The organism is Bacillus sp. ABR (assembly GCF_056172715.1).
This window is the reverse complement of sequence record NZ_JAOYSL010000008.1, coordinates 28,720-55,122: the sequence shown is the minus strand read 5'-3', so window position 1 is coordinate 55,122 and position 26,403 is coordinate 28,720. Positions and strand designations below refer to the sequence as shown.

The following is a 26,403-nucleotide window of genomic DNA, read 5'->3' as shown; positions in this document are numbered from 1 at the left end:
TATAAAAACTCGAATTAACAGGTACGTTTTGTCTTGTTTAGTTTTCAAAGATCATTTTCGTTATCGCTCGTAAGCGACTTTAATATCTTACCATTTTGCATCGGTTAAAGTCAAGAACTTTTTTCAATTTCTTTTTTTAACCTCGTTGCTGTTTTGCGGCAACGAATAATAATATACCATCTGGATTCTTTCCTTGCAATAGTTTTTTTAAAAAAAGTTTCATTTTATGAAAAATAAAAAGCGCCATAGATAAAATGGCGCTTTGGTTGATGTATTAGCGGTTTCTCATTTGTGGGAAAAGCAGTACATCTCTGATTGATGGAGAATTTGTTAAAAGCATGATTAATCGGTCGATTCCGATTCCTAGACCACCTGTTGGAGGCATACCGTATTCTAATGCTTCAACAAAATCGTCATCCATTAGATGTGCTTCGTCGTTTCCTTCTTCACGTTCTTTTAATTGAGCTTCAAAGCGTTCTCTTTGATCGATTGGATCGTTTAGCTCTGTGAATGCATTTGCATGCTCGCGGCGTACGATAAACAGCTCAAAGCGATCAGTAAAGCGAGGGTCTTCAGGATTTTTCTTAGCTAATGGAGAAATCTCCACTGGATGTCCGTAAATGAATGTAGGCTGAACCAATGTTTCTTCTACTTTTTGCTCGAAGAACTCATTGATAATATGACCTACTGTCATATTTTTCGTGATTTCAACACCATGATCAGCAGCATGCTGTTTTGCTTCTTCTACAGACATCTCCTGCCAGAAGTCTACACCTGTTGCTTCTTTGACCGCTTCAACCATATGAAGTCTCTTCCATTCAGGTTTGAGATCAATTTCATCTTCTCCATATTGAATGGTTGTTGTTCCTAGCACCTCTTGGGCAATATGAGCAATCAGGTTTTCAGTCAGATTCATGATGTCTTTGTAGTCTGCGTATGCTTCATACAGCTCGATCATAGTGAATTCTGGGTTGTGACGAGTCGATACACCTTCGTTACGGAATACGCGGCCAATCTCGTATACTTTCTCTAGACCACCGACAATTAGGCGTTTTAAGTGCAGCTCGATCGCAATACGCATATAAAGCGGCATATCAAGTGCATTGTGATGAGTAATGAAAGGACGCGCTGATGCACCACCAGGGATGCTGTGCATTGTTGGTGTTTCAACTTCTAAGTATCCTTTAGAATCTAAGTATCTTCTCATGGATTGAATGATTTTGCTTCGCATGATGAACGTCTGCTTACTTTCTGGATTTACAATGAGGTCAAGGTAGCGCTGACGATAGCGTTGTTCAACATCTTTTAATCCATGATACTTATCAGGAAGCGGGCGAAGTGCTTTCGTAAGAACCTCAAAGCTGGTCGCTTTAATAGAAAGTTCTCCTACGTTTGTTTTAAAAACAGTCCCTGTTACACCGATGATATCGCCTAGGTCTGAGCTTTTGAATAATTCGTAAGCTTCTTCCCCTACACTATCTTTACGAACATAGATTTGGATTTGTCCTTCAAGGTCTTGAATATGTGCAAAGCCAGCTTTTCCTTTTCCGCGCTTTGTCATCATACGTCCAGCGATTGTTACTTGAGCCGCTTTTCCTTCTAAGTCTTCTTTAGAAAACTCGTCATATTCAGCGATAATTTGCGCAGATTGATGAGAACGGTCATATCGTTCACCGAATGGATCGATACCTTCTTCTCTCATTTTATTCATTTTGTCACGTCTGACCTGGAATTGGTCATTTAATTCTTCGTTATTAAGCCCTTCATTACTCATTTATATCACTCCAATAATGTATTTTGCAGAGAAAAGCAGAAAAACTGCCAGTACATGCACTAGCAGTGAGCTACAAAAAGAAAGATAGTCTTATCCTACTTTTATACTTTGAAGCTCTTTTGCCTCGGCTTCGATCGTAAAGTCATCAAGAACTTGTACAAGCTCCGCTCTCGTTTCACTTTGATTGATTTGATTTCTTACGTCCGCATTGCCTCGGACACCTTTTAAGTACCATGCTGCGTGCTTTCTCATTTCTCTGACAGCCACATGCTCGCCTTTCAGGTCAATGAGTCTGTCTAAGTGAAGTTTGCACACTGACATTTTCTCACGCACGTTTGGCTCTTCTTTCAGTTCACCCGTTTCTAAATAATGAACCGTTCGATAGATCATCCACGGGTTTCCTAGTGCGGCTCTTCCGATCATGACAGCGTCCACACCCGTTTCATCAAGCATACGTTTTGCATCTTGAGGGGTTTTGACATCGCCATTGCCGATGACAGGAATGGATACAGATTGTTTAACCTCTTTCATGATATCCCAATTCGCTGTTCCTTCGTACATTTGCACGCGTGTCCGTCCGTGAAGCGCAACCGCTTGTCCACCTGCTCGTTCAACAGCACGGGCATTATCAATAGCAAAGATATGGTCTTCGTCCCAGCCCATTCTCATTTTCACTGTAACTGGTTTGTCTACAGCATCTACAACAGCAGAGACCATTTCATAAATTTTGTTTGGATCAAGCAGCCATTTCGCTCCTGCATCACATTTCGTAATCTTCGGCACAGGACAGCCCATGTTGATATCAATAATATCCGCTGTGGTATTCTTGTCTACAAACTTTGCCGCTTCGACGAGTGTGTCTTTTTCCCCTCCAAATATCTGAAGGCTCAAAGGCTTTTCCCGTTCATCAATGTATAGCATACCCATTGTTCTTGCATTGTTGATCAGGATCGCTTTGTCACTGACCATTTCAGCGCAGACTAAGCCCGCTCCAAACTCTTTCACCGTCAGTCTGAAGGCAGAGTTGCACACACCAGCCATTGGTGCGAGCACTACTTTGTTTTTAATCTCGATATCTCCGATTTTAAACATTTTTCCCCCTCCTTTCTTCTTCAAGAATTGGCGAAAGTTCTTCCACCGTTATATTTAAAGCATCTGCTATTTGACCAACCAATTGGTTTGTTGGTAATCGATTGCCTCGCTCAATTTCTCCTAAGACAGAGACAGAGATGCCCAGTCTTTTCGCGAACCCTTCCTGAGTATACCCTTTTAGCTTTCGGTATGCACGAATTCTTCTACCCCACATGTCTTTTTCCATATGCTTACACCTTCTTGGTCTGTTACGGCATTTATTTGTACTTCGCCGATTTCTGGGCAAATCTCACTCATCGGAACAAGAACGAATAAACGTTCGTACATTCTAGGATGCGGCACTACAAGTTGTTCTGTTTCAATATTTTCACGATTATAAAGTAAAATGTCAAGGTCAGCCGTTCGCGGACCCCACCTCACTTCTCTTGTTCTGCCTAACTCTTGCTCGATTGTCTGAGTAAGAGACAGTAGTTCCTCTGGACGAAGTGAAGTGGTAATTTTCACGGCCATATTTAAAAAATCATCTTGGTTTTCATAGCCTACAGGTGTTGTTTCATATATTGATGAGATTAATTCCACTTGTATCTCTGGATGTTCATGCAGTTTTTTGACGGCTTCTTTTAAATAGGTTTCTTTTTTACCTATGTTTGAGCCTAGTGCGATGTATGCCGTGTTATTCATGTGCGTGATCTCGTCATTTCAATTGCAACGGACTGATAATGACCTGGAATTGGCGGATCTGGCTTGATCACCTTCACTGTACATTCCTGGACTGTCGGAAAGTCCTTTAACACTTGGTTTGCAATTCTTTCTGTCAGTGTTTCAACGAGATTGACCGGCTCACCTTCTACGATGCTTTTGCAGATTTGGTAGAGCTCTGCATAGTTGATCGTCTCATTGAGGTCATCAGTTTGTCCGGCTTTACTTAAATCAAGTGAAGCTGTTAAGTCCACGCGGAATCGCTGCCCTAGTTTGTTTTCTTCTGCAAATACGCCGTGGTACCCGTAAAATTCCATTCCGTTTACATATACTTTATCGATGATAAGCGCCTCCCTTATTCAGCATGGCATCCATCATTTTTGCCATTCTTGCAATTTCTTTTACATCATGTACACGGACCATTGCACTGCCCTTTTGAATCCCAAGACAGACCGTCGCACCTGTTCCTTCAGTACGTTCTTCAGGCGGCAGGTCTAAGACAGCACCAATGAATCGTTTTCGAGATGTAGCCAGCAGCAGTGGATACCCAAGGTGACAAAAATGTTCGAGCTCATTCATGACCTTCAGGTTGTCCTCTTTATTTTTCGCAAATCCTACACCTGGATCTAATATGATCATGTCATCGCGGACACCCGCTTGCTGGGCAATTTGGACACTTTCTTTCAAATCGGCGATCATATCTGAAATCAGATGTGTGTAGTTTCGTTCTGGCCGATTGTGCATTAAAATGATTGGAACATTGTGCTTCGCTGCCACATGTGCCATTTGGGGATCTGCCTTTGCTCCCCATACATCATTAATGATGGAGGCTCCAGCTTTCACCGCTTCATCTGCAACACGGGCTTTATACGTATCAATAGAGATAGGTACATCTAATTCTTTTGTGATCTTCTCAATGACCGGGATGACTCTTGAAAGCTCCTCTTCTTCCGAGACAAGTGCCGCTCCCGGACGAGTCGATTCTCCGCCAATATCAATAATATGAGCCCCGTCTTCTATCAGCTGCGCTGCATGAGCCAGCGCTTTATCTACTTGATTAAACTTTCCTCCATCTGAAAAAGAGTCAGGTGTGACATTTAAAATGCCCATGACTAATGTCTTTTCTTCATAACTAAGGGTATGGTGCTTGGCCTGTATGATTTTAGGCTGTTTTATCAATTGTTGTGTCATTGTGTCCACCTACTCTTTATGGTCTTGACGTTCTTTAGTGTATTGCATTCTTAACTTTGTTGAAATTGTCCGGCTGTTTTTGGGAAAGTGGATTTCTCCTATTCCTCTGAACGGTACAACTCCCTGAACAGAATTGGTCATCCATGCCTCATCAGCAGAAAGCAAATGTGAGACTAGGTATCGCCCTTCCTTTAGCGAAGCCCCCATAGCGCGGAGCGTTTCCATACAGTATCGACGAGTGACCCCATTTAAAATGCCTGTATCAAGTGACGGTGTATAGATCACATCATCTTTTCGCCAAAATATATTCGAGGTAATGCCTTCTGCCACATCATCTTCTTTTGTTAAAAAGATGCCTTCTAACGACGGGTCATTCCCCACTTCCCTTTTAGCGAGCAAGTTGTTCATATAATGATGAGACTTGAGGCGTCTTGGGCCTTCCGGTGTATTTCTTCTCGTTTGAAGAATGACTCCCTTTTTCTCATCCAAAATAGATTCTGGACGGAAAGGAGAAATCATGACAAAAACGACAGGCTCTTCATAAGGATCTGCAGAAAATCCGTTTCCTCTGCCCGCAGAAACATTCAAGCGAATTCTCGCATGGCCGCCAGCTATTTGGTTTTTATTCAGTAAGGTATGAATGATGTCGAGTACAAATGGTTTCTCTATTGTGGATTCGATGCAAAGGTCACGTAATGATTGATTGAGCCTTTCAAGATGCCAATCCAACAGGAAGACTTGTCCTGCCAGGCTGGTAAATGTTTCGAATACACCGATGCCATATAGAAAACCATGATCAAAAGGAGAAAGAGTCGCGTCTTTCTCCTCTATATACTGACCGTTCAGATAAATGATCATGCGTTTACTTCATGCCCCTTTTTACGATAGGTTTCAATGAAATTTTTCAGCATTTCTTTTCCGAAGGACGTCATAATTGATTCAGGATGGAATTGCACACTTTCAATCGGCAATTCTTTATGGCGAATCGCCATGAGCTCGCCTTCCTTTGTGCTGGCTGTTGCGTCAAAGCACTCTGGCAGCGTCTCGTTTTTGACAATTAATGAATGATATCTCGTTGCAACGAGCGGATTTTGAAGTCCTGTGAAGACACCTTTTCCGTCATGTTTAATCTCTGACGTTTTACCGTGCATTAAGCGCTCTGCTCGAACAACATCCCCGCCAAAGACTTGTGCGATGGATTGGTGGCCTAAACACACACCGAAGATCGGAATACTTCCTGCAAAGTGCTTGATCGCCTCCATACTAATTCCCGCTTCATCAGGACTGCATGGCCCTGGAGAAATCATGAGAAAATCCGGCTTGAGCTCTTCAATTTCCTGAATGGTCACTTGATCATTCCGTTTCACGATCAATTCTTCTCCAAGCTCACCTAAATACTGGACCAGGTTGTACGTAAATGAATCATAATTATCAATCATTAAAATCATACTCTGCTCACCTCTAACTCAAAATAGTCTCTTCTTTGCTCAACTGTATTGCTTTTTTCACTGCATAGGCTTTTTTAATGGATTCTTTGTATTCGTGCTTTGGGACAGAATCTATGACGATTCCCGCACCTGACTGCATAAAGGCTTTTCCTTCTGTACAATACGCAGTACGAATAACGATATTAAAGTGCATATCTTGATTGAATCCAAACCAGCCTATAGATCCAGTATAAAGCCCACGTCTTGTTGGCTCAAGTTCTTCTATAATTTCCATTGTTCTCACTTTTGGAGCACCTGTAATCGTTCCTCCTGGGAATACAGCTCTCATGACATCTACCGCGTCACATTCATCACGCAGCTCTCCTTGTACATTGGATACAATATGCATCACGTGTGAATATTTCTCAATCGCCATAAATTCGTTCACTTTTACGGATCCATAAGTAGATACTCGTCCAAGGTCATTCCGCTCAAGATCAACGAGCATGACATGCTCTGCGCGTTCTTTTTCATTTTCAATGAGTTCTTTTGCCAGTGCTTGATCCTCAGCGTCGTCTTTGCCTCGTGATCTTGTTCCGGCAATTGGTCTTGTTTCTAGCTGAGTTCCTTTTTTCTTAATAAGCAGCTCTGGAGATCCACAAACAATCTGGAAGTCAGGCGTATGCAGGTAAGACATATAAGGAGATGGATTCACTTGACGTAACGTTTTGTATAAATCATACGGATGAGTGTGAAGCTGTTCATCTTGTCTGATAGATAAGTTCACTTGGAACACGTCACCGTTTGCGATATATTGCTTAATTTTCTCTACTGCTTCTCCAAAGGTTTCTTCAGTAAAAGGTGCTGCTGGTACAAATTCTGTGGAAGATTCATTGACAGGTGATTGTGCTGATTCTTCAAAAGAGCTTGTCCACTTTCGCTTCCATTCTTCCAGCCTTTGATTCGCTTCACTCATTGGTTCTGCTTCCTCTGTGTGAGTAATCAGCCACAGTGCGTTCTCTTCATGATCAAAAACTGCAACATCGTTAAACACGAGGAAATAAAGGTCTGGTGTTTTAAGATCATCAATTGCCAGCATCTTAAAATGCTCGATGTATCTAGCATAATCGTAGCTTAAAAACCCAATCGCTCCACCTTGGAAGTCGGGGTATTCGTTGTTTGTTTCGGTTTGAAGGGTTTGAAACCAATCCGTAAACGCTCTGAATGGATCACCTTCTTTGAACAATACCTCACCTTGATAATGGATGGTCGTCATCCCATCTTTCCCCTTCGCTTTAGCGATCGGGTGAATACCAGCAATGCTATATGAACCGCCGCGTGCACTTTCTAGAAGCACATGATGTGTTTCACGAGCAGTTAATTGTTCGTATCTTTTCAAGAATGCATCTTTCGTAAAAGGAATTTTGATGCCCATCGGCCTGCGTTGTGTCATGTTATCATCCTTTTTTATTTTCATTAATCTTATTGTAATGCAATCCAATTTATTTAGAAAATAGTATTTGCTTTCCATCTTCAGAATTCATGAAAAAACCCCAGCAAACGCTGGGGTGATTGGTTTAATCGAATTGATAAAGAGGTGTACTGAGGTAACGCTCACCGTTACTTGGGATGATTGCGAGAACCTTTTTCCCTTTACCAAGCTTCTTCGCTGTTTGAAGTGCTGCGTAAATAGCTGCTCCGGAAGAAATACCACCAAGGATTCCTTCTTCTTTCGCTGCTTTTCTTGCAAGCTCAAATGCATCTTCGTTTTTCACTTGGATGATGCCGTCATATATTTCTGTGTTCAGGATTGAAGGAACAAAACCTGCTCCAATTCCTTGAATTTTATGTGGACCCGGCTTTCCGCCTGACAATACAGGGGAATCTGTCGGTTCTACCGCATAAAGCTGGATGGATGGGATGGCTTCTTTTAGGACTTCACCAGCACCTGTAATCGTACCGCCCGTACCAACACCTGCAATAAATGCATCAAGCTCGCCGTCAAACTGTTCAAGAATTTCTTTCCCAGTTGTACGACGGTGAATCTCCGCATTGGCTTCGTTGCTAAATTGCTGAGGCATGAAGTAACCATGCTCCTCTGCCAATTCTTCTGCTTTTTTGATGGCACCTTTCATTCCTTCTGCACCTGGTGTTAAGACAAGCTCCGCACCATAAGCGCGTAAAAGGTTGCGGCGCTCCTGACTCATTGTGTCTGGCATAACCAAAATCGCGTTGATTCCTTTAGCAGCCGCTACCATCGCAAGGCCGATTCCTGTGTTTCCACTTGTTGGTTCAATAAGGGTATCGCCGGCTTTTAGTGTACCTTTCGCTTCAGCATCTTCGATCATCGCTAAAGCAATACGATCTTTGACACTGCTGCCTGGGTTCATATATTCAAGTTTCAAGTAGACATCCGCACTGTCTTCATCTACTAAACGGTTTAATTTAACGACTGGTGTATTTCCTATTAGTTCAAAAACTGAATTTGCAATACGAGCCATCACTAACACCTCTATCTCCGAGTAATTTTATTGTATTAATATTAAATTATCAATTTCAAAAAATTTTGTCAATGCTTTTAGTCCTGCTCGCCATCGTAAAACCATGTGACTTTTGCTTCCTTCCACAGGGTTTTGACATTCGCCTTTTCACCTAGATCTTCCATCGCGATCTGCCTTTTAATCTGATCTTTGACTTCGTCATAGGAGAAAGAGCGGCCATTTAATTTTTCTTTTAACTGAATAATGGCATACCCGTTTTTGGTCTGAATTGGCTCTTTCGTCCATTCATCTGGCTGAAGCTTTTGAGCTTCTTGTATGTATAGGGCTGGGATGCTTTCCTGCTCTTCTGTCACAAATCCAAGATCTCCGCCGTATGGTGAGGTGTAACGGTCGATTGAACGTTCAGCTGCCACGGCTTCGAAGCTGGATCCACCTTTTAAATCTTTCAATACATTTTCAGCCTCGTCCTTTGTCTTCACGACGATATGGCGAATGCGGTATGAATCATCATATTGATATAAGTCCTTGTTTTTTTCATAAAACGATTTCGCTTCTTTTTCAGAAACGACGGCATCTCTTGTTAAAAGCTGCTCTAATAAAATTTGATAACGAATCTGTTCTTTCCATTCCTTCTCACTTGTATGTCCATCTTCGTAGAAATTATTAGATACTGCTTTGAGCATAAGCAATTCACGATTGATCTCTTTCGAAGACACGTCCAGCTTGTTTTGCTTGGCAAGCTGATTGACCACCTTCTGATTGATCATTTGTTCAAGTGTTGCCTTTCCGTAGCGGTCTTCCATCTTCTTTAACCATTCTTGACGCGTTACCTTCTCTTTTCCAATCGATGCAATTTCTTCACCGCTCTTCCCGTTAGAAGAAGCCTGTGACATTTGTGACTTTGTTAATACATATGCAATGACAACGGCATTAATCATGAGCAACACGAGGATAAATGTCCATACCACTCTTGCTTTTAATCTCATCTTTCGTCTCCTTTCCATTCTAAAAAGAAAACCCGCTGCTTAGAGCTTAGCGGGTTAATTCTTCACGTAGCTCTTCTAGCTCTTCTTTTGTAAATACATACGTTTCGTTACAAAAATGGCATTGAGCTTCTGCTTGTCCGTCTTGTTCAATCATATCATCAATTTCGGCTTTCCCTAGGCTGATAATGCCATTTGCAAACCGTTCTTTTGAGCAGTTACAAGAAAATTCGACAGGTACAGTTTCTAAAATTTGAGGTTTTTCACCGAGTACTTCTTCTAATATTTCTTCTGGTGTCATCCCTTTTTCAATGAGTTTAGAGATTGGTTCAATCATTGACAGGCGCTTTTCTAGTCTTTCAATAACAGCATCTTCTGTACCAGGCAGCAATTGAATGATGAAACCGCCTGCTGCGAGGATCGAATTATCTGGATTGACAAGGACGCCTACGCCTACAGAGGAAGGCACTTGCTCAGAAGAAACAAGATAATATGTGAAGTCATCTCCAATTTCACCTGAAACAATTTCCGTTTGTCCTGTAAAGTGGTCCTTCAGCCCGATATCTTTGACAACACTTAAGGTTCCAGATGTTCCGACTGCACGTCTAACATCCAGCTTGCCATGTTCATTTAAATCAAAGTGAACTTGTGGGTTTGAGACATATCCTCGCACCTGACCTTTTGCATTTCCATCAGCAATAATGGCGCCGATTGGTCCACCGCCTTCTATTTTGACAGTTAGCTTATTCTCACCTTTCAGCATAGCACCCATCATGACGGTTGCTGTCATCGTTCTGCCGATGGCAGCTGATGCAGTCGGCCACGTATGATGTCTTCTTTGTGCTTCGTTGATTGTATCTGTTGTGTTTGCAGCATATGCGCGGACTTTTCCGTCATATGCTAATGCTTTAACTAAGTAATCCATTTGATTTAAACCTCCTATAATACACCGACACGATTACGTTCATAAATGAGCTGCAGTCCTTTTAATGTGAGGAACGGATCGACAATATCAATGCAGTCTGATTCATTTCCAATCAATGTAGACAAACCGCCTGTTGCAATGACTTTCGGTGTTTGTTTGGCTTGCTGCTTCATCCGTTTCACTATTCCCTCGACTTGACCAACATATCCATAAAGGATGCCGGATTGCATCGCACTGATGGTATTTTTTCCAACAATGTGATCAGGACGGACAATTTCAATTCTCGGCAGCTTCGCCGCTCTTGTATATAAAGCCTCAGTTGAGATGGTAATACCAGGTGCAATCGCTCCACCCATGTATTGTTTTTGTTCATTGATATAACAGTAGGTTGTTGCTGTTCCAAAGTCTACCACAATAAGAGGCGCCCCATATAGGTGAATTGCTGCTACTGCATTGACAATTCGATCTGCCCCGACTTCCTTTGGATTGTCACACATAATGTTTAATCCAGTCTTCATTCCAGGCCCTACAATTTGGGGTGTTAGGTGAAAATACTTTTCGCACATTCTTTCAAGTGCGAACATCATTGGCGGGACCACAGACGAGATGATAATCCCTTCTATTTGATCAAACATCAGCCCCACATAATCGAATAAGGCCCTAATGGACATACCAAATTCGTCTTCTGTTTTATGACGGCTTGTTTCAATTCGCCAATGGTAGTTTAGATCGCCATTATGATAAACACCTAAAACGGTATTTGTGTTTCCTACATCTATCACGAGTAACAACTTCATCACCACTTTGAATAGTTTCTCAAAAAGAGCATTTTTCGACTTTCTATCATACCATACACGAATTGAGTTCCATTTGTAAACAATTCGAAACCGATCCATTCATGAATCGAAATAAAAAAGCTGCCGGTGATCCCGGCAGCTTTCACAGAAGGAGATTAGATCTCCTCATCTTCTTTTTTCTTGATGTTTACTTTCACATCATCGTTTTTCTCTTCGTCATCTGCGTATACACGCTCTGGAAGCTTTCCAGTTTCGTAAAGAGATTTAATTTGTTCAGCATCTAATGTTTCAACTTCTAGAAGGGCTTGTGCGATGATTTCTAGCTTATCTTTATTCTCAGTGAGAATTTGTTTCGCGCGTTCGTAGCTCTCCTTAATGAAACGCTGAACTTCTTGGTCAATTTCGTAAGCGATCGCTTCACTATAATTCGGCTCATTGTTGAAATCACGGCCAAGGAATACTTGACCTCCTTGTGATTGACCGAATTGAAGCGGACCAAGTTTATCAGACATACCGAACTCTGTGACCATTCTTCTTGCAATGCCTGTTGCACGCTGGAAGTCGTTGTGAGCGCCTGTACTTACTTCACCAAACGTAATTTCCTCTGCAACACGACCGCCGAGCAAGCCGACAATCTTATCAAGAAGCTCTGGCTTCGTTTGGAAATAACGGTCTTCTCTTGGAAGCATGACCGCATATCCACCTGCCTGACCACGAGGAACGATCGTTACTTTATGCACCATGTCCGCTTCGTCTAAGATAAGACCAATGACGGTATGACCTGCTTCATGGTAAGCCACGATATTACGTTCTTTCTTCGAAATGACGCGGCTTTTCTTCGCCGGCCCAGCGATGACACGGTCAGTCGCTTCGTCGATATCACGCATATCGATTTTCTTTTTGTTTTGACGGGCAGCAACAAGTGCTGCTTCGTTTAGTAAGTTCTCAAGATCTGCTCCAGAGAACCCTGGTGTTCTGCTTGCAATGGCTTTTAAGTTGACTGACTCGTCAAGCGGTTTGTTTTTCGCATGAACTTTCAGTACTTCTTCACGGCCAATAACATCTGGGCGGTCAACCGTAATTTGACGGTCAAAACGTCCCGGACGCAGCAATGCAGGGTCTAGAATATCTGCACGGTTCGTCGCAGCGATGATAATAATACCTTCGTTGGCACTAAAACCATCCATTTCGACAAGAAGCTGGTTAAGCGTTTGTTCACGCTCGTCATGACCACCGCCAAGACCGGCTCCACGCTGACGACCCACTGCATCAATCTCATCAATAAAGATTAAGCAAGGTGCATTCTTTTTCGCATTTTCGAATAAATCACGTACACGTGATGCACCGACACCGACGAACATCTCGACGAAGTCAGAACCACTGATGCTGAAGAAAGGAACGCCTGCTTCTCCTGCAGATGCTCTCGCAAGCAATGTTTTACCTGTACCTGGAGGTCCTACTAGTAAAACCCCTTTAGGGATTCTTGCGCCAAGCTCCGCAAATTTACGTGGATCCTTCAGGAATTCCACCACTTCTACAAGCTCTTGCTTTTCTTCATCTGCACCAGCAACATCTTTAAATTTCACACGTTTCTTCTCTTCCGTGTAAAGCTTCGCCTTACTCTTACCAAAGTTCATGACTCGGCTTCCGCCGCCTTGAGCTTGGTTCAATAAGAAGAAGAACAGGATAAAGATGATGATAAACGGAATGATGGTTGTCAGAACTTGCAGCCATCCATTTGTTTCAGGTGCTGGTTCTACTTTTACATCTGTATTCTTCAGTGCACTGTAAATTTGGTCAACACCTTGACCATCTGGAACATGGGTAATGAAGTATTGATCTTTCTTCGCGCCATCTAGTTGACCACGAATTTCATAAACCCCTCTTACAGGCTGAATGGAGATACTCTCCACTTTTCCCGCACTTAGATTTTGCGAAAATTTGCTGTAAGACATGTTCTCAGGCTTTTGATTTGGGGATCCTAACCAACTAACGACCCCTATCACAAGTAATAAAATAAGTATATAAAAAATCGTATTACGAAAAACCCGATTCATTCCTTACCTCCTCCCACAGTAAGCACAACTATGTTCAATAGTATCATAGAAAATCATTCCAACACAACCAATAACCTCATGTATACGTATGCTGATCAGCCTTCGTAAACAGATGGTTTTAACACTCCAATATACGGGAGGTTTCGGTAACGTTCAGCGAAATCCAATCCATAGCCGACAACAAATGCATCTGGCACTTCAAATCCAACATAATCTGCTTTGATGTCTGCTTTGCGGCCGCTTGGTTTATCAAGCAATGTCACAATTTTAATGGAATTTGCTTTACGGTATCGGAAAAGCTCTACCAGATAGCTCAAAGTTAACCCACTGTCGATGATATCTTCCATAATCAAAATATCTCTTCCTTCAACAGAAGTATCTAGATCCTTAATGATCTTTACTTCTCCAGAAGATACGGTAGACTTTCCGTAGCTAGATACATCCATAAAATCAAGCTCTAAATATGTATCAATGTGTTTGATCAGGTCTGCCATGAATGGAAGAGCCCCTTTCAAAACACCAATAGCCAGGGGAAATTTACCATCATAATCGCTGGTTAATGTTGCACCCAGTTCCTTCACTTTTTGCTGGATCTCTTCTTCTGAGATCAAAATCTTTTCAATATCTTGTTTCATGCTTTTGCTTGCCCCCTACAAATTTTCGTGCTGTCTATATTGTAATACAATGAGATCGCTGTTTGTCATATCAATTTCTTCAAAAACAGATTTTTTCAGACCTGGGATCCAGATGATTTGATGATCCGAGTCAGTGACGATCGGCCAGCTGTCTCTTTCTGCAAGAGGCACTTTTTTATCAATAAATATATCCTTCACCTTTTTTGATCCATTCATCCCTTTAAGTTTGATTCGATCACCATTTTTTCGTGAGCGAATGATCAAAGGGAGACGAACATGATCTTTTTGAAGCAAGAAAAAATGGTTTCCGTTCCGTGCATCCTTCGGAACATGATTTGATACGACGATAGACTGTCCATTTGGGAGAAAAAGCTCTTCTCCGAGCTCAACCTTTAAGTGAAGAGCATAAGACTGGTCTACTACATGCGATCGTTCAAAGGTAAACATACAGTGATCATAAGACTTGACAGCTTGTAAACCTTTTGGCAAATCTAATGATCCAGACGGTTGATCAGTATGAGATAACCAGTCTAAAGTCCCTAGAATATGCTGGTTTGAAAACGCTGATTGAGTGTTTTCATAAAGATAGTTTAATATTAGTTGAATGCCTCTTCTTTGTAAAGGCAAAGGCAGGTCAAGCAAAGGCTTCGTTTTGATCTCAATTTGCTTAGGCGATTGACTCGTTATCACTTGGTTCATTTGTTCCTTTGTTAAAGCCTGCAAGTATTGCTCATCCTCAGTCAGCATGTCACTTACAAACTGAAAGCTTTCATGTACATGAGGTGCTTCTTCTTTTAACACAGGAAGAATGTGTCTTCTTACCCGGTTTCTCAAGTAGTCATCTGTATGATTGCTTTGATCAATGACATAGGGAACATGTTCTTTTTCACAAGCTTTTAGCACGTCGTCCTTAGAGTATCCAATGAGCGGACGAATCAGCCATCCATTTTGAAAAGGACGTTTTGCTTGGATACCCGCGAGTCCTATACCAACAGTTCCTCTCGCAAGTCTCATCAACATTGTTTCTACTTGGTCGTCTCCATGATGTGCAAGCGCTATAAATTGAGCCTTGTATTGCTCCATCAATTGACGAAAGAAAGCATATCTGCACTCCCTTGCAGCTGCCTGTTTGTTTAAGCGGTTTTCTTTTGCATATTGGGTGACCTGTATGCGGGACGATTCAAAAGGGATCTCGTGCTCCTTACAGTAAGCCTCAACAAATGCCAAATCAGCAAAGGACTCTTCTCCTCTGAACATGTGATCTACATGGGCTGCAATCAGCTGATAGGAACCTTTGCGACGCTTGTTAAGTTCATGCAGTAAGAGCATGGAATCCGGTCCGCCGGAAACCCCGACAATGACTGTCGTATTTTCAAGGTAAACATCATGTTTTTTCAAAAAAGATTCAATTCTATTCACAACTTCCTCCTCACAAAGAGCAGGTAATTTAAAGATATACATATCCTATCACTTTCAGTAGCTCCAAGCAAAGAAGAAGCCTGCTTTTTTACAGCTCTACAACAGGAACAAAACCACATATGCACAGTAAAGGGCGAGTACACTGCACACGATAAGAATGGTTTCAAAAAGTCCGCCTGATTTTTTACGTACTGACGTTCTTTTTGCTGCTGCAGCCCGCGATCGTGAAGTCACTTGTTGATTTTGATTAACAGCGGGTTTTGGCGCGTTTTTTTGCTGTTGCTTCTTTTGGCGTGATTTTCTTGATTCAATCAGCTGTCCTTCTTTCAGCATCGCACTTTTCATGTCTGCTGCTGATTGATATTTACCTTGTAAAGCAGCCTTTAACACCCTTTCATATCGCTTCAATAAAGGATGTCCTTCAATGGCTCGATAAAGCTGCTTTTCTGGTTCTGCTCCTTTTTTGAATTCTTTCTTATACGCACAGTTAACCATCACCATGGTCAGGGCAAATAAATCATAAGTTGGTTCAGCTTTTCGTGTGCCGAATCCCCAATATCCTCGATCAAAAAACTCGGTATACTCCTTAATTGCCCTGCCCACTTTTGTCGTTCCTCCCACATCAATGCACCGGATCGTGGCAGGGGGACCAGAAACAATGAGATTATCAGGCTTTAAGTCACCAAAAATCCATCCTTCCTGATGTAAATGAGCCAGGCTAGATAAAAGCTGAATCATCAAAACAACGATCCACTCATCACCCTTTTGTTTCACAAATTCAAGCAGTAATGGGCCTCTGACATATTCCATCACGTAAAAGGAGCGTTTTTGAGGCATACCGGGATAAATTGCATCATCCATATCATAAAAAGAAGGCCCCATGGTTTTCACAGGAGCCTTTGAAAAGGATTTTAATACATTGACTTCAGATGCAATGAGCATACTGTCATCACTCACTTTAAGGGCCGCTTGCCCATGTGGTGATTCGGCGAGATAGACAACACCGTTCGCCCCTTTTCCAAGCTCTTTTACAATACGGTAATGATGGTGGTGCCATTTCCCTTGAATCACCGTGCCTAACGGGATGTTAGAAACCGAATTCATCATCATGCTCTTCCTTTGCTTCAAGCAGCCCTTTACGTGAGCGAACTGATTTGAAATGCTGAAGTGCTTCCCGAAGTGCTGGTCCCGTTGGGGTGATTCCTCCAGTGGTCAGTTTTGGGAAAATAGATGATAATGAATCGAATCGAGGCGTCCAATTCAACACAATTTCTGCATCTGAGTTTTTCCCGGGAAATACACACATCCCAAACTGATTTTCTCCAATTCTTGAATTTAAACTGATGGAAAGGTCGATAAGTGCTTCTTTGACAGTCGGCAGCTTCGGTTTCATACTTGCACTTGTATCAACAAGCACGAGTACTTGAAGGTGAACCGTCTCTCCTAACTCATCAACAACCTCCATTACTTCCCCGCGCTTATCAGGTGGAAGCTCTTCAATTTCAGTGTCTTTGCCGAGTATTTGCTGCAATTCTTTATTCACAACACCTTGTAAGGTTTGTGTCATCGCTTTTTTCGTGACCATTTGTACTGTTTGAGATAATTGCTGGACGTAGACAACTTGATGGATGCCTCCGCCTGCGAGAGCAATCCCCTCTACTTCTTTCATCGCTTCATGATCGTGTCTGTTTTCTTCCATAATGCCAATGACATTGACTGTAATCCCTTGTTCCTTTGCCAATGAGGCAATCGCAAGCGGATCTTCCCCGTGATTTGAGCAGCCATCTGTAATCAATAAGATTTGGTTGACGTGACCTTTTCGCATCTTCATTCCTCCTGGGATTGTAACTGAATGCTTATATCCCCATCATCGCCAGAAGAAATTCATATTATACGATATTTTAAGAAATCTCTTGTTTCTCAAGATAGAATGTACCTGTCGGAATGGAAGCCCATTTTGGTGTGTTGTGGTCGAGCCTGATGACAACAACCGTCATATCGTCATCAATTTGGCCTGCTCTTGTTCGAATGACCTCTTCCATTAATAAATCAGCAATTTCTTGTGGATCTTCTGTTTTAAAGCTTTTCATTTTCCGTTTCACCCACAGATCATGATTTTCAATATGCTTTGGCCCTTCAAAAATGCCGTCACTCATCATAATTAATAGATCTCCTGCTTTCATCTGTTCGCTCACAACCTCGACTTCGAATTCATCAATAATGCCAATAGGCAAGTTGCTTGCTTGTACCTTCATCACCTGATCACCCCGTTTAATAAAGCTGGGTGTTGAACCAATCTTGAGGAACTTACAGCTTGCATCCTGTAAATCAATAATGGATAAATCCAATGTTGAATAGATCTCGTCCGTCGTTCGTAAAGATAAAATACTATTAATGGTTTTAATCGCCACTTTTTCATTGATACCTGACGCCAATATTTTTTCTAACAGCTTAATCGTCTCATTGCTTTCAAAATGAGCACGTGCTCCGTTGCCCATTCCATCACTAATAGCTGCGGCATACTTGCCTGCACCAAGCTCCATCATGCTGTAGCTGTCTCCAGATACCAGTCCTCCGCCTTTTGCTGCATGTGCCACGCCTGTAGCCACTCGATATGATTTAGCAGAACCAAACACAACATGACAATAGCCTGTTGGATGCTCTGCACACTGCTCTGCTTTGACTAAAATCTGTTCTTCTAAAATATCTGAAAGCATTGGAGCAATGATTTTTTCACATTCCCCATGCCCTTGGCAATATGGGATTCTCATTTCAATATCGACATTTCCCTGTTCCAAGCTATAGATTTCTACTTGCTGAATTTCAATACCAAAGTGCTGAAGCGCTTCTATCATCTGCTCTTCTTGAATAAAATGCTGTTCTCTTTCTCGTTTTATTTCCCGGGAAAAATCCTCCATCACTTGCGAGACCCCCATCAGCTGTTCAGCCACAAGACGTCTGCTGTCTTGGACTTTTTTCTTCAGTGTCTGGTTGGCTTTATAGTAAGCGATCTCCTCTTCAATCAATTCCTCGACATGTTTTGATTTCGAGCAGTGCTGACTAAATTTCTTTTTCAATTTTCGGTTATGCTCATACGTTTTTTCATCAGATTCATGCATAACTTGTTTCATTAGTTCATAGGTTGTATCAAAGTTCTGCACCCAGCATTTATTTTTCTTATAGCACGTTTGACAGGATCGTTCTGTGATCGTACTTAAAAAAAGATCTACATCCTCTTCCTGCTTCTTCTCTTCAGGAATAGATTCGTAAAATGTCGCAAAACTCTCAGACAGCGCATGAAATACATTAGAGAATTGGTCTACCTTTTTTGCTGTCACGTCTCGTACTTTCCGAGCATATTGCTGCTGCTCTTGTACATGCTCTACCGTACCAGGAATGTATTTCGCTACCTTGGAGGTGACTGATTGCGGCGTGAGCAAAAAGAGTGCAACCGCTATAAGTGATTCATACAATGTGGTCATGAGACCTGTTGACCCTTCCCCATACAGTGAAATGAGTAAGGAACCCACAATTAAGCCGATGGCCGCCCCTGCTTTCTTCCCTTCTTTCAGCAATCCGCCTAATAAACCTGAAAAGGCAAGAAGACTCATCTGATAAAGGTTTCCAATGTTGGCGAGACCGAGAATTAATCCTGTCACAACACCGACCGTACAACCAATACTGGCTCCGCCAATAAAAGCAAAGGTCAGCACTACATAACGTGACAAAATATGCTCTGCCTGCATCCCTTGAAATGAGATCCCAGCAAGTCCAGTTAAAACTGAGGCAATTAAAATCATAAAACAAATAATTTCTTCGACCTTTAAAGAGTGTTTAATTTTCCTAACTGTAAAAATCGGCAGGCTTTGAAGAAAAATCAGTGTCAAAATGAAGGCAAGTCCTGCTTCGACACCCGCCATGACGTAATCATAGCTTTGCACAGCACCTTGCTCTAGGTAAACAAACGCTCCTCGGGTAATCAGCATCGAAAGAACAATGACAACCGGTAATGTTTTCACTGGGTCTTTGATGATGAAAGAAACCACCTTTGACACAAGGAGAAACATAAGCAGCGATGCAAACACAAACAATGCATTTTGAGGTGATATCGTCATCGCCCCAGCGAGTAAAGCGAGACAAGCAAGCATTGCCTTATCTCTTTTAATAAACAGCATGGAACCAAAGAAAGGCAGAGCAAACGGCATAATTTCAGATAATATAAAGGCTCGTCCTAATAAAAAGCCTAGAACAACATAAATAAACCCTTTATAGAAAAAAAGAGAATGCGTGTGATGAAGAAACAGGTTTTTCATCTTTTTTAACCCCGCACTGATTCTTTCAAACCCCGCTCCTGTTAAATCAGTTCTTCTTTCTAGTTTTTCCATCTTCTCATCCCCCACCTGATATTCGTTGCTTGTCATTATAGCGAAGGTGAAAAAGAAATTTTGTCAAAAGAAGTTGTCGTTTCCATAAAACGTTCGACGCTTTATTCGTCAAAGAGGCATACTTTCTTGAAAGTCGATGTCTTTCATCAGAATTTTACGAAAGCACAAAAAAACAGCTTTCCTATAGAAAGCTGTTTCGAAGATGACCCGTACGGGATTCGAACCCGTGTTACCGCCGTGAAAGGGCGGTGTCTTAACCGCTTGACCAACGGGCCTTGCTTTATGTTCTAGTTAAAAGGATAGCGGCGGAGGGGATCGAACCCCCGACCTCACGGGTATGAACCGTACGCTCTAGCCAGCTGAGCTACACCGCCATAATAATAATGCGCTAAGAAGCACAAGAACTATAATACAAAGGATTCGCTTGTCCGTCAATAGAAAGTTTTAAATTAAATGACGAAATCTCAAAAAATGTAGGATAGGTCATGAAAATAAGCACCTGCTGAACAGCAGATGCTTTGTTGTGAAAATATATAGAAAGCAGCAACAAGTTAACCTCTTCTTGCTCCGCGCCCCCCACGTTTTGATTCCGTGTTACGTTTTAAAGATGTTAAGCGATCTTCGCTATCTTTTAAGAATTTGTTCATTTTTTGTTCAAACGATTCCTTCGGACGGAAATCATTTCTGCTTGGTCTTGATTGTTGTTGAGGACGATCTTTTGCTTTTTTAATGGACAAGCCGATTTTACCGTCTTTTTCAACGTTAATCACTTTCACTTCAACTTGTTCACCGACTTTTAAATGCTCATTAATATCTTTTACATAGTTATCGGCTACCTCACTGATATGAACGAGACCAGTTGAACCGCCTGGCAACTCCACAAAAGCTCCAAAATTTGTAATGCCCGTAACTTTCCCTTGTAACTTGCTGCCAACTTCAATCGACATAAAAAAAGTGCTCCTCCTTAGACTTATAAAAAAATCTCATTTGTTCAATTATACATAAACTGAATTTTAAGTGTCAACAAGGCTAATCGCTCTTATTGCCCACATCAAAGATTTTTTCGCCTTTTTTGGACATATAATAGTCCCGTCGTGCCAGTTCGAGTACGTATTCCTTGCTTTTCAGCTTCTTAATTTCATCAGAAATATCTTCCTGCTTTGTTTGTAATTGCTTCAACTCTTTTTCGAGCGCAACCTTCTTCTCTTCTTTTTCCTTTAGTGAAGACGATTGCGACCAGAGGGCACTTGTCACCAAGACAGCAAACATGAGCACGATCACACCAAACACGGTAAGCCTTCTAAGGAGTCCGCGACGTTTGCGTTTTAAGCGCTGTGCTTGCTGTTCCATTTGTTTTTGATAATCATTTTGAATTTGTGCGATATTTCTTTTTCTCTTGTTCAAGGTTGAAGGCCTCCTCTCTTACTTTGTCCAGAATTGTTTCCATTTCGTTTTGATGGTACCAGATAATTTCTTGGCCCCTTGTAAAATTCCTGCTCCTTTTGAGAAAAACAATCTCATTGATGTTCGCCATTTTTCGGGAATCCGATGAATAATGGTCACATTGAGTAACCAGATGAGCGGATAACAAACAATCGACAGCACCTTCCACACGAGCCGAAACGTAAAACGAACTAGACGTAAGAGCGAGTGGAGCAAGAACAGAATAGCACTTATGACCAATGTGATCATCCAGCGGATCGGCTGGAAGACAATCGACATGACTAGCCTTTTCAGGAAGAGAACGGTCTGATATACACACATCATGATAAACTTGAGAATCTTGAGATACAGCTGTTTCATCAATGACTGATACATCGAGAAACCTAGAGCAACGGCTAGAAAAATATAAAGCCTGAATTCTCCCTCATTTGTCAGCAGCAGGACGTAAAAGAATAAGAGACCCTGCACCATCCAAAAAAGGAGATCGTGTATAGCCAAAAGCCATTTTGCTGTTTTATCCCGGTTCACAAACAGCTTGTACGTATCAAGCGATGCGCCCAGCCAGATGCCCATCGCCGCCATGGAAAGCATCGTATAAAACTGGACTGTCAGCGTCATTTAAACAGCTTGCTAAAAAATCCTTTAGCTTTCTCCCCGTGCTGCTCATCAACATAGATTAAATCAAAGACACGCCCTTTGATCGACACAACGCCCTTTTCGACGTCTAGGTTCTTCATTTGCAGATTTTCTCCGCGGATGGCGAGAATCCCCATGACCGTCTCTAGCAGAAATTCCTCACTATCAAAGCTTTCCACTTGTTTGACACCAGTGATATCTAAATGCTTTCTGTTTCGCATTGTGACATTGTGCTCCGCGTCTGATGACAGCTTCGTGCCTTGAGGTTGATTATAATATTGATTCATTTATACATCCCCCATATCTCATACTTGCATGTTACTGCATTGTATGTGATAAGAGGGTCATTTAGAACAAGCCCTATTCTGCTGTTTTTTCTTCTTTTAGCACAGTATACATGCCAGCCGCTTCTTCTTTTTTCGTCGTGTCCTTTAACTCGTTGACTTGAACAGTCACTAGCTTTTGACCAAAGCGGATTTGCAGCTCATCTCCTTCTTTCACGTCAGAGCTTGCTTTCGCCTGTGTTCCGTTAATAGAAATTCTGCCTTGATCAGCTACTTCCTTTGCCAATGTTCTTCTTTTAATTAAACGGGACACTTTTAAAAACTTATCTAGTCTCATGTATGTTCACCTCTTTCTATACGTTTCGCATCGTTCCAGAGATCGTCCATTTCCTCTAGCGTTAAGTCATCTAATGAACGTCCCATGTCCTTTGCTTTTTGTTCGATATGCTGAAAACGCCGCATGAATTTTGTGTTGGCAGAAGCGAGCGCCGTTTCAGGCTCTAGGTGATAGAACCGTCCAATATTGACGAGAACAAACAAAAGATCTCCAAATTCATCTTTCATTTGCTTCGTTGCACCTTCGTCCGTCTTCTCTGCCACTTCAACGAGAAATTCCTGCTTTTCTTCTTCGTATTTGTTCCAAATATCTTGAACATCTGTCCAATCAAAGCCTACCTTGGCGGCTTTCTTTTGGAGTTTATATGCCTTTGTTAATGCTGGAAGTGTCGCCGGAATCGATTGCAAAATAGAACCGGTCCGCTCTGGCTTCTCCTGCTGCTTGATTTTTTCCCAGTTGGCCACCACATCTGCTGCCCCAGAAACATTCGTGTCACCAAACACATGGGGATGTCGCCGAATCATTTTTTCTGTGACATGCTGAATGACGTCATCGATTGAGAAATAACCGTCATCTTCGCCAATTTGAGCGTGAAGTAACACCTGCAGCAGCACATCGCCGAGCTCTTCCACCATATGATCTGGGTCATCTTCATCTATCGCTTCAAGCAGCTCATAGCATTCTTCAATTAAATATGGTTTGAGTGACTCATTGGTTTGTTTTTGATCCCATGGACAGCCGCCTGGACCTCTTAATGTACGTATGACGTCACGGAAAGTGTCAAATTGTTGATAAAGCAGCTGTTCATCTTTAATTGGAGGAACATAAACACTCGTTAAGTTATTTATCGACACATCTCGATCAAGTTCAAATAAAGGAACGGCAGTAATCTGTTCCTGACTGCTTCCAGCTGCAGTCACAATATAAACTTCATAATCGTCAGGAAGCTTTTCCATCAGCGTGAGCTTCACATTCGATGCTGTCATCTGATCATATACCTGACAAATCAGGACATGCTGGGTTAATTTCAGATCATCAGCTCTCATATCCCCTGCATCAACGAATTGTAATCCTTCGATGGGGTCAATCTGCAAGGAGTTGAATGTCGCATCTAAAAAGCTTTGTCCACCAGCGACAGACACTTCGATCCCGCGCTCTTTCTGCCCGGCGACAAGCAGCTGTACGGTCTTTTCTGCCACAAATGGATGACCAGGTACTGCGTACACAATGTCTTTTTCCGCTGCCTCTGCAAATAATATTTCGGTAATTTCCTGATACACCTGATCAAACTGATCGTGCTTTTCATAAATTTCATCAAAAAAGGTGAGAGATGGGACCTCCTGCATTAACTCTGCGGTAAGCGGATGATCCTGCGTTCTCATATATACTTCTTTCGCCTGCTTCAGCTGCTTATATACACCGAGTGTCAGCTGATCCATGTCGCCTGCCCCGAGACCGACGACGGTAATCTTACCTGCCATTTTGATTCCCTCTCATCTGTTTAAAATATAAAATCTTTTTTCCTAATGGAATGAGTCTCCATTCCTCTTCCGTGAATACTTCTAGCTTAAGAATACTATATAAAAAGGCGAAACCACCAATAAAAACTGATGTCAGGCTCTCTAAAACGGAAAATGGACGTTTTTCAAAAGGGATTACCCAGGAAAACAAAGCCTGATATCCCATTAAGACCACAGCCATGAAGGCGGCTGATAAAAGAATTTTCACTGGGAATAGCTCTCTCAATGAAATCCATCCTTTATGCTTCAAATAAAAGGCATTGAGCACGGCTGCTGTGAGAAAACCACATACAGTTGACCATGCGGCACCGTGGATGCCAAATAACGGAACAAGCGCAATCGTTAGAATCCATTTCACCAGCACGCTGATGATCACTACAACAGCGGGATACACAGTATGTCCGAGCCCTTGCAGTAAAGCCGCCTGCGTAATGGCAATCGACGTAAACGCAATCGATATACAGAATATTTGCAGGGCATCTGTGCCTAAATCATTACGAAAAAGCATTGTATTTACTGGTGATAAAATACAAATCAGCCCAACAGCTGACCCAATTCCTAATACCGACGTGGTTTTAACGGATGACCGCACTTTTTGCCGTATCGTTTCATGCTCCCCATTCCTCATGGCTGCCGATAAAAATGGCACAAGAGAGGTTCCGATGCTGATGGCAAACACCGTCCCTAGCTGCAAGAACGGCTGACCTCGGTCATACACACCTTTTGCCGCCTTTGCCGCCGCTTCACTGAGACCCTCACTGCGCAGCAACGCATACAGATGAAAAGCATCAATCATTTGCATCCATAAAATAAGCAAACCGCTGACACAAATCGTCAATGTATACAGCACCAAACTCTTCAAAATATCTTTTTTTCGAAGTGTCGCCTGTTTGCCTGACATACTTGCAGCAGACGGTTTTCGATAGGTCAACCAAAGGAAAAGAAGCAAAATGAGCGACGCCGCACTTCCCGCGATAGAAGAGAACACCGCACCCGCCCCTGTTTCATAAAGCGAATAGCCGTGTCTCACGAAATAAAAGGATAAAACAAGCAGGACGCCTACCCTGATGAACTGCTCAACCAATTGAGAAACAGCCGTCGGAAGCATCAGACCGTCACTCTGAAAAACTCCCCTCAGCATCACAGTGAGCGGCAGAAATAGAAACACAAAAGCACTCATCTGGATGAGCAGAATTAATTGACTATCTGCCATAAGGCTCGCCATTGTGCCTGCTCCTATGTAAAGACAAAGAAATAAGACCAAGCTCAGTAAAGTGATATATACCAAGGATACCCTTGTAATGATCTGTCGATTCTCTTCCCCATGCTCACTCAGAAGCTTGGACACCATGACAGGAAAACCTGTTGTACCAAGCATGATGGCAATACCAAGGAAAGGATATACCTGCTGATAAATATAAAACCCTGTGTCCCCTACGATGTTTTGAAACGGGACACGGTAAACGGCACTTAGTACCTTTGATAACAGGCCTGCGATGGTCAAAATCACCGCACCCTGGAAAAGCCAATGCGGCTGATTCACAGCATTTTTCATGGATGACTCCTTTAAAATAGATCTACAGTTAAACGAACTCATTATATCATACGTGAATGAAAAGCCGTTTCTTTCTAAGGAGTAGACGGCACATGTCCCAATTTGTTTCATCCCATATAAAAAACCGACAAAATCAAATGATTTCATCGGCATTTTTTCGTTTTATCAAAATGATATAGAGTTATTAGACCTAATGTTCCATTTGACGGGCTAAGAAGCCAGCTGCCGTTTCTGCCGCTTTATGCTCCACTTCTCCCATTGAACGCTCTTTAGAAAATAAGACGACGGCGCCAATCGGATCTCCGTTTGCAACAATAGGTGCAATGGTATAAGCAGATACGTCATCATCAATACCATCGACAAGTTGAATTTCTTTTTTGCTTTCTTCTAACACAGAATTACGCTGATCCATTGTTCGTTCAAGTAAATCACTGATGGATTTGTTTAAGTACTCTTTTTTCGAACTGCCGGATACAGCAATATACGTATCTCGATCACAGATCAGGATGGAATGACCCAAACTGTCGAATAATGCATCAGCATATTCCTTCGCAAAGTCTCCTAGCTCACTAATCGGCGAATACTTCTTCAAAATCACTTCTCCATCGCGGTCGACGAAAATCTCAAGCGGATCTCCTTCCCGGATGCGCAATGTTCTGCGAATCTCCTTCGGAATAACCACTCTACCTAGATCATCGATACGGCGTACAATTCCAGTTGCTTTCATTCACTGCTGCCTCTCT

At 42.2% G+C, this 26,403-nt stretch carries 26 protein-coding genes, 2 tRNA genes and 1 pseudogene; all 29 read right to left on the bottom strand.

Features of this window, described 5'->3' with window-relative positions:
• Positions 1-274: 274 nt before the first annotated feature.
• The gene (lysS, locus tag OIT90_RS19110; RefSeq protein WP_034284259.1) at positions 275-1,774 is read right to left on the bottom strand and encodes a lysine--tRNA ligase; all 1,500 of its coding nucleotides are present in this window, start codon (positions 1,772-1,774) and stop codon (positions 275-277) included.
• A 90-nt stretch (positions 1,775-1,864) separates the two neighbouring features.
• Positions 1,865-2,866, bottom strand: a complete 1,002-nt coding sequence (gene dusB / locus OIT90_RS19105) for a tRNA dihydrouridine synthase DusB (protein ID WP_039175955.1) — start codon at positions 2,864-2,866, stop codon at positions 1,865-1,867.
• Entirely contained in the window at positions 2,859-3,092 is a 234-nt protein-coding gene (locus tag OIT90_RS19100; RefSeq protein WP_024425661.1) for a helix-turn-helix domain-containing protein, read from the bottom strand. The genes dusB and OIT90_RS19100 overlap by 8 nt, the downstream gene beginning before the upstream one ends.
• Positions 3,044-3,547, bottom strand: a complete 504-nt coding sequence (folK, locus tag OIT90_RS19095; RefSeq protein WP_106025937.1) for a 2-amino-4-hydroxy-6-hydroxymethyldihydropteridine diphosphokinase — start codon at positions 3,545-3,547, stop codon at positions 3,044-3,046. The genes OIT90_RS19100 and folK overlap by 49 nt, the downstream gene beginning before the upstream one ends.
• Positions 3,544-3,906: a dihydroneopterin aldolase gene (gene folB / locus OIT90_RS19090; RefSeq protein ID WP_024425659.1), complete on the bottom strand. Its 363-nt coding sequence runs from the start codon at positions 3,904-3,906 to the stop codon at positions 3,544-3,546. Before folB ends, folK begins: the two co-directional genes overlap by 4 nt.
• A complete protein-coding gene (folP, locus tag OIT90_RS19085) occupies positions 3,899-4,756 on the bottom strand; it encodes a dihydropteroate synthase (RefSeq protein WP_024425658.1) in 858 nt (285 codons plus the stop codon). The genes folB and folP overlap by 8 nt, the downstream gene beginning before the upstream one ends.
• Positions 4,757-4,765: 9 nt before the next feature.
• The gene (gene pabC / locus OIT90_RS19080) at positions 4,766-5,614 is read right to left on the bottom strand and encodes an aminodeoxychorismate lyase (protein WP_106025936.1); all 849 of its coding nucleotides are present in this window, start codon (positions 5,612-5,614) and stop codon (positions 4,766-4,768) included.
• Positions 5,611-6,204, bottom strand: coding sequence for an aminodeoxychorismate/anthranilate synthase component II (pabA, locus tag OIT90_RS19075; RefSeq protein ID WP_024425656.1), 594 nt, complete (start codon positions 6,202-6,204; stop codon positions 5,611-5,613). Before pabA ends, pabC begins: the two co-directional genes overlap by 4 nt.
• Before the next feature lie 13 nt (positions 6,205-6,217).
• Entirely contained in the window at positions 6,218-7,636 is a 1,419-nt protein-coding gene (locus tag OIT90_RS19070) for an anthranilate synthase component I family protein (protein WP_106025935.1), read from the bottom strand.
• Between the two features lie 124 nt (positions 7,637-7,760).
• Positions 7,761-8,684, bottom strand: a complete 924-nt coding sequence (gene cysK, locus OIT90_RS19065) for a cysteine synthase A (RefSeq protein ID WP_024425655.1) — start codon at positions 8,682-8,684, stop codon at positions 7,761-7,763.
• A 77-nt stretch (positions 8,685-8,761) separates the two neighbouring features.
• On the bottom strand, positions 8,762-9,670 hold the full coding sequence (locus OIT90_RS19060) for a peptidyl-prolyl cis-trans isomerase (RefSeq protein WP_047202025.1): 909 nt from the start codon (positions 9,668-9,670) through the stop codon (positions 8,762-8,764).
• Between the two features lie 46 nt (positions 9,671-9,716).
• Positions 9,717-10,592 carry an Hsp33 family molecular chaperone HslO gene (gene hslO / locus OIT90_RS19055; protein WP_059376325.1) on the bottom strand — a complete coding sequence of 292 codons (876 nt, stop codon included), beginning with the start codon at positions 10,590-10,592 and terminating at the stop codon, positions 9,717-9,719.
• Positions 10,593-10,606: 14 nt separating this feature from the next.
• Positions 10,607-11,383, bottom strand: coding sequence for a type III pantothenate kinase (locus tag OIT90_RS19050; protein ID WP_039175940.1), 777 nt, complete (start codon positions 11,381-11,383; stop codon positions 10,607-10,609).
• A 161-nt stretch (positions 11,384-11,544) separates the two neighbouring features.
• Positions 11,545-13,446, bottom strand: coding sequence for an ATP-dependent zinc metalloprotease FtsH (gene ftsH, locus OIT90_RS19045; protein ID WP_034284252.1), 1,902 nt, complete (start codon positions 13,444-13,446; stop codon positions 11,545-11,547).
• Positions 13,447-13,541: 95 nt separating this feature from the next.
• Positions 13,542-14,081 (bottom strand): hypoxanthine phosphoribosyltransferase, encoded by a 540-nt coding sequence (gene hpt / locus OIT90_RS19040; protein ID WP_008357399.1) that lies wholly within the window; start codon positions 14,079-14,081, stop codon positions 13,542-13,544.
• Positions 14,078-15,500, bottom strand: a pseudogene (gene tilS / locus OIT90_RS19035) (tRNA lysidine(34) synthetase TilS). Before tilS ends, hpt begins: the two are co-directional and overlap by 4 nt.
• 96 nt (positions 15,501-15,596) lie before the next feature.
• Positions 15,597-16,604, bottom strand: a complete 1,008-nt coding sequence (locus tag OIT90_RS19030; RefSeq protein ID WP_082700850.1) for a protein kinase domain-containing protein — start codon at positions 16,602-16,604, stop codon at positions 15,597-15,599.
• A complete protein-coding gene (locus OIT90_RS19025; RefSeq protein ID WP_034325063.1) occupies positions 16,588-17,325 on the bottom strand; it encodes a vWA domain-containing protein in 738 nt (245 codons plus the stop codon). The genes OIT90_RS19030 and OIT90_RS19025 overlap by 17 nt, the downstream gene beginning before the upstream one ends.
• Positions 17,326-17,401: 76 nt before the next feature.
• Entirely contained in the window at positions 17,402-19,885 is a 2,484-nt protein-coding gene (gene spoIIE / locus OIT90_RS19020; protein ID WP_144468211.1) for a stage II sporulation protein E, read from the bottom strand.
• Positions 19,886-20,088: 203 nt separating this feature from the next.
• Positions 20,089-20,160: transfer RNA gene (locus OIT90_RS19015), tRNA-Glu, on the bottom strand.
• Positions 20,161-20,185: 25 nt separating this feature from the next.
• Positions 20,186-20,259, bottom strand: a tRNA-Met gene (locus tag OIT90_RS19010).
• Positions 20,260-20,436: 177 nt separating this feature from the next.
• On the bottom strand, positions 20,437-20,832 hold the full coding sequence (locus OIT90_RS19005) for a S1 domain-containing RNA-binding protein (protein WP_008357409.1): 396 nt from the start codon (positions 20,830-20,832) through the stop codon (positions 20,437-20,439).
• 82 nt (positions 20,833-20,914) lie between these two features.
• A complete protein-coding gene (locus tag OIT90_RS19000; RefSeq protein ID WP_003217952.1) occupies positions 20,915-21,289 on the bottom strand; it encodes an FtsB family cell division protein in 375 nt (124 codons plus the stop codon).
• Between the two features lie 18 nt (positions 21,290-21,307).
• On the bottom strand, positions 21,308-21,946 hold the full coding sequence (gene yabQ, locus OIT90_RS18995) for a spore cortex biosynthesis protein YabQ (protein WP_474892834.1): 639 nt from the start codon (positions 21,944-21,946) through the stop codon (positions 21,308-21,310).
• A complete protein-coding gene (gene yabP / locus OIT90_RS18990) occupies positions 21,943-22,251 on the bottom strand; it encodes a sporulation protein YabP (protein WP_024425646.1) in 309 nt (102 codons plus the stop codon). Before yabP ends, yabQ begins: the two co-directional genes overlap by 4 nt.
• A gap of 73 nt (positions 22,252-22,324) precedes the next feature.
• Positions 22,325-22,585, bottom strand: a complete 261-nt coding sequence (locus OIT90_RS18985) for an RNA-binding S4 domain-containing protein (RefSeq protein WP_008341839.1) — start codon at positions 22,583-22,585, stop codon at positions 22,325-22,327.
• Positions 22,582-24,066 (bottom strand): bifunctional methyltransferase/pyrophosphohydrolase YabN, encoded by a 1,485-nt coding sequence (yabN, locus tag OIT90_RS18980; RefSeq protein ID WP_474892833.1) that lies wholly within the window; start codon positions 24,064-24,066, stop codon positions 22,582-22,584. The genes OIT90_RS18985 and yabN overlap by 4 nt, the downstream gene beginning before the upstream one ends.
• Positions 24,056-25,660 carry a putative polysaccharide biosynthesis protein gene (locus OIT90_RS18975; RefSeq protein ID WP_144491847.1) on the bottom strand — a complete coding sequence of 535 codons (1,605 nt, stop codon included), beginning with the start codon at positions 25,658-25,660 and terminating at the stop codon, positions 24,056-24,058. The genes yabN and OIT90_RS18975 overlap by 11 nt, the downstream gene beginning before the upstream one ends.
• A gap of 190 nt (positions 25,661-25,850) precedes the next feature.
• Positions 25,851-26,387, bottom strand: a complete 537-nt coding sequence (spoVT, locus tag OIT90_RS18970) for a stage V sporulation protein T (RefSeq protein WP_003217990.1) — start codon at positions 26,385-26,387, stop codon at positions 25,851-25,853.
• Between the last annotated feature and the right edge of the window lie 16 nt (positions 26,388-26,403).

Coding starts and splice junctions, on each gene's coding strand:
- lysS (WP_034284259.1), bottom strand. CDS start 1,774: ATGAGTAATGAAGGGCTTAATAACGAAGAATTAAATGACCAATTCCAG.
- dusB (WP_039175955.1), bottom strand. CDS start 2,866: ATGTTTAAAATCGGAGATATCGAGATTAAAAACAAAGTAGTGCTCGCA.
- OIT90_RS19100 (WP_024425661.1), bottom strand. CDS start 3,092: ATGGAAAAAGACATGTGGGGTAGAAGAATTCGTGCATACCGAAAGCTA.
- folK (WP_106025937.1), bottom strand. CDS start 3,547: ATGAATAACACGGCATACATCGCACTAGGCTCAAACATAGGTAAAAAA.
- folP (WP_024425658.1), bottom strand. CDS start 4,756: ATGACACAACAATTGATAAAACAGCCTAAAATCATACAGGCCAAGCAC.
- pabC (WP_106025936.1), bottom strand. CDS start 5,614: ATGATCATTTATCTGAACGGTCAGTATATAGAGGAGAAAGACGCGACT.
- pabA (WP_024425656.1), bottom strand. CDS start 6,204: ATGATTTTAATGATTGATAATTATGATTCATTTACGTACAACCTGGTC.
- OIT90_RS19070 (WP_106025935.1), bottom strand. CDS start 7,636: ATGACACAACGCAGGCCGATGGGCATCAAAATTCCTTTTACGAAAGAT.
- cysK (WP_024425655.1), bottom strand. CDS start 8,684: ATGGCTCGTATTGCAAATTCAGTTTTTGAACTAATAGGAAATACACCA.
- OIT90_RS19060 (WP_047202025.1), bottom strand. CDS start 9,670: ATGAGATTAAAAGCAAGAGTGGTATGGACATTTATCCTCGTGTTGCTC.
- hslO (WP_059376325.1), bottom strand. CDS start 10,592: ATGGATTACTTAGTTAAAGCATTAGCATATGACGGAAAAGTCCGCGCA.
- ftsH (WP_034284252.1), bottom strand. CDS start 13,446: ATGAATCGGGTTTTTCGTAATACGATTTTTTATATACTTATTTTATTA.
- hpt (WP_008357399.1), bottom strand. CDS start 14,081: ATGAAACAAGATATTGAAAAGATTTTGATCTCAGAAGAAGAGATCCAG.
- OIT90_RS19030 (WP_082700850.1), bottom strand. CDS start 16,604: ATGAATTCGGTTTCTAACATCCCGTTAGGCACGGTGATTCAAGGGAAA.
- OIT90_RS19025 (WP_034325063.1), bottom strand. CDS start 17,325: ATGCGAAAAGGTCACGTCAACCAAATCTTATTGATTACAGATGGCTGC.
- spoIIE (WP_144468211.1), bottom strand. CDS start 19,885: ATGGAAAAACTAGAAAGAAGAACTGATTTAACAGGAGCGGGGTTTGAA.
- OIT90_RS19005 (WP_008357409.1), bottom strand. CDS start 20,832: ATGTCGATTGAAGTTGGCAGCAAGTTACAAGGGAAAGTTACGGGCATT.
- yabQ (WP_474892834.1), bottom strand. CDS start 21,946: ATGACGCTGACAGTCCAGTTTTATACGATGCTTTCCATGGCGGCGATG.
- yabP (WP_024425646.1), bottom strand. CDS start 22,251: ATGAATCAATATTATAATCAACCTCAAGGCACGAAGCTGTCATCAGAC.
- OIT90_RS18985 (WP_008341839.1), bottom strand. CDS start 22,585: ATGAGACTAGATAAGTTTTTAAAAGTGTCCCGTTTAATTAAAAGAAGA.
- yabN (WP_474892833.1), bottom strand. CDS start 24,066: ATGGCAGGTAAGATTACCGTCGTCGGTCTCGGGGCAGGCGACATGGAT.
- OIT90_RS18975 (WP_144491847.1), bottom strand. CDS start 25,660: ATGAAAAATGCTGTGAATCAGCCGCATTGGCTTTTCCAGGGTGCGGTG.
- spoVT (WP_003217990.1), bottom strand. CDS start 26,387: ATGAAAGCAACTGGAATTGTACGCCGTATCGATGATCTAGGTAGAGTG.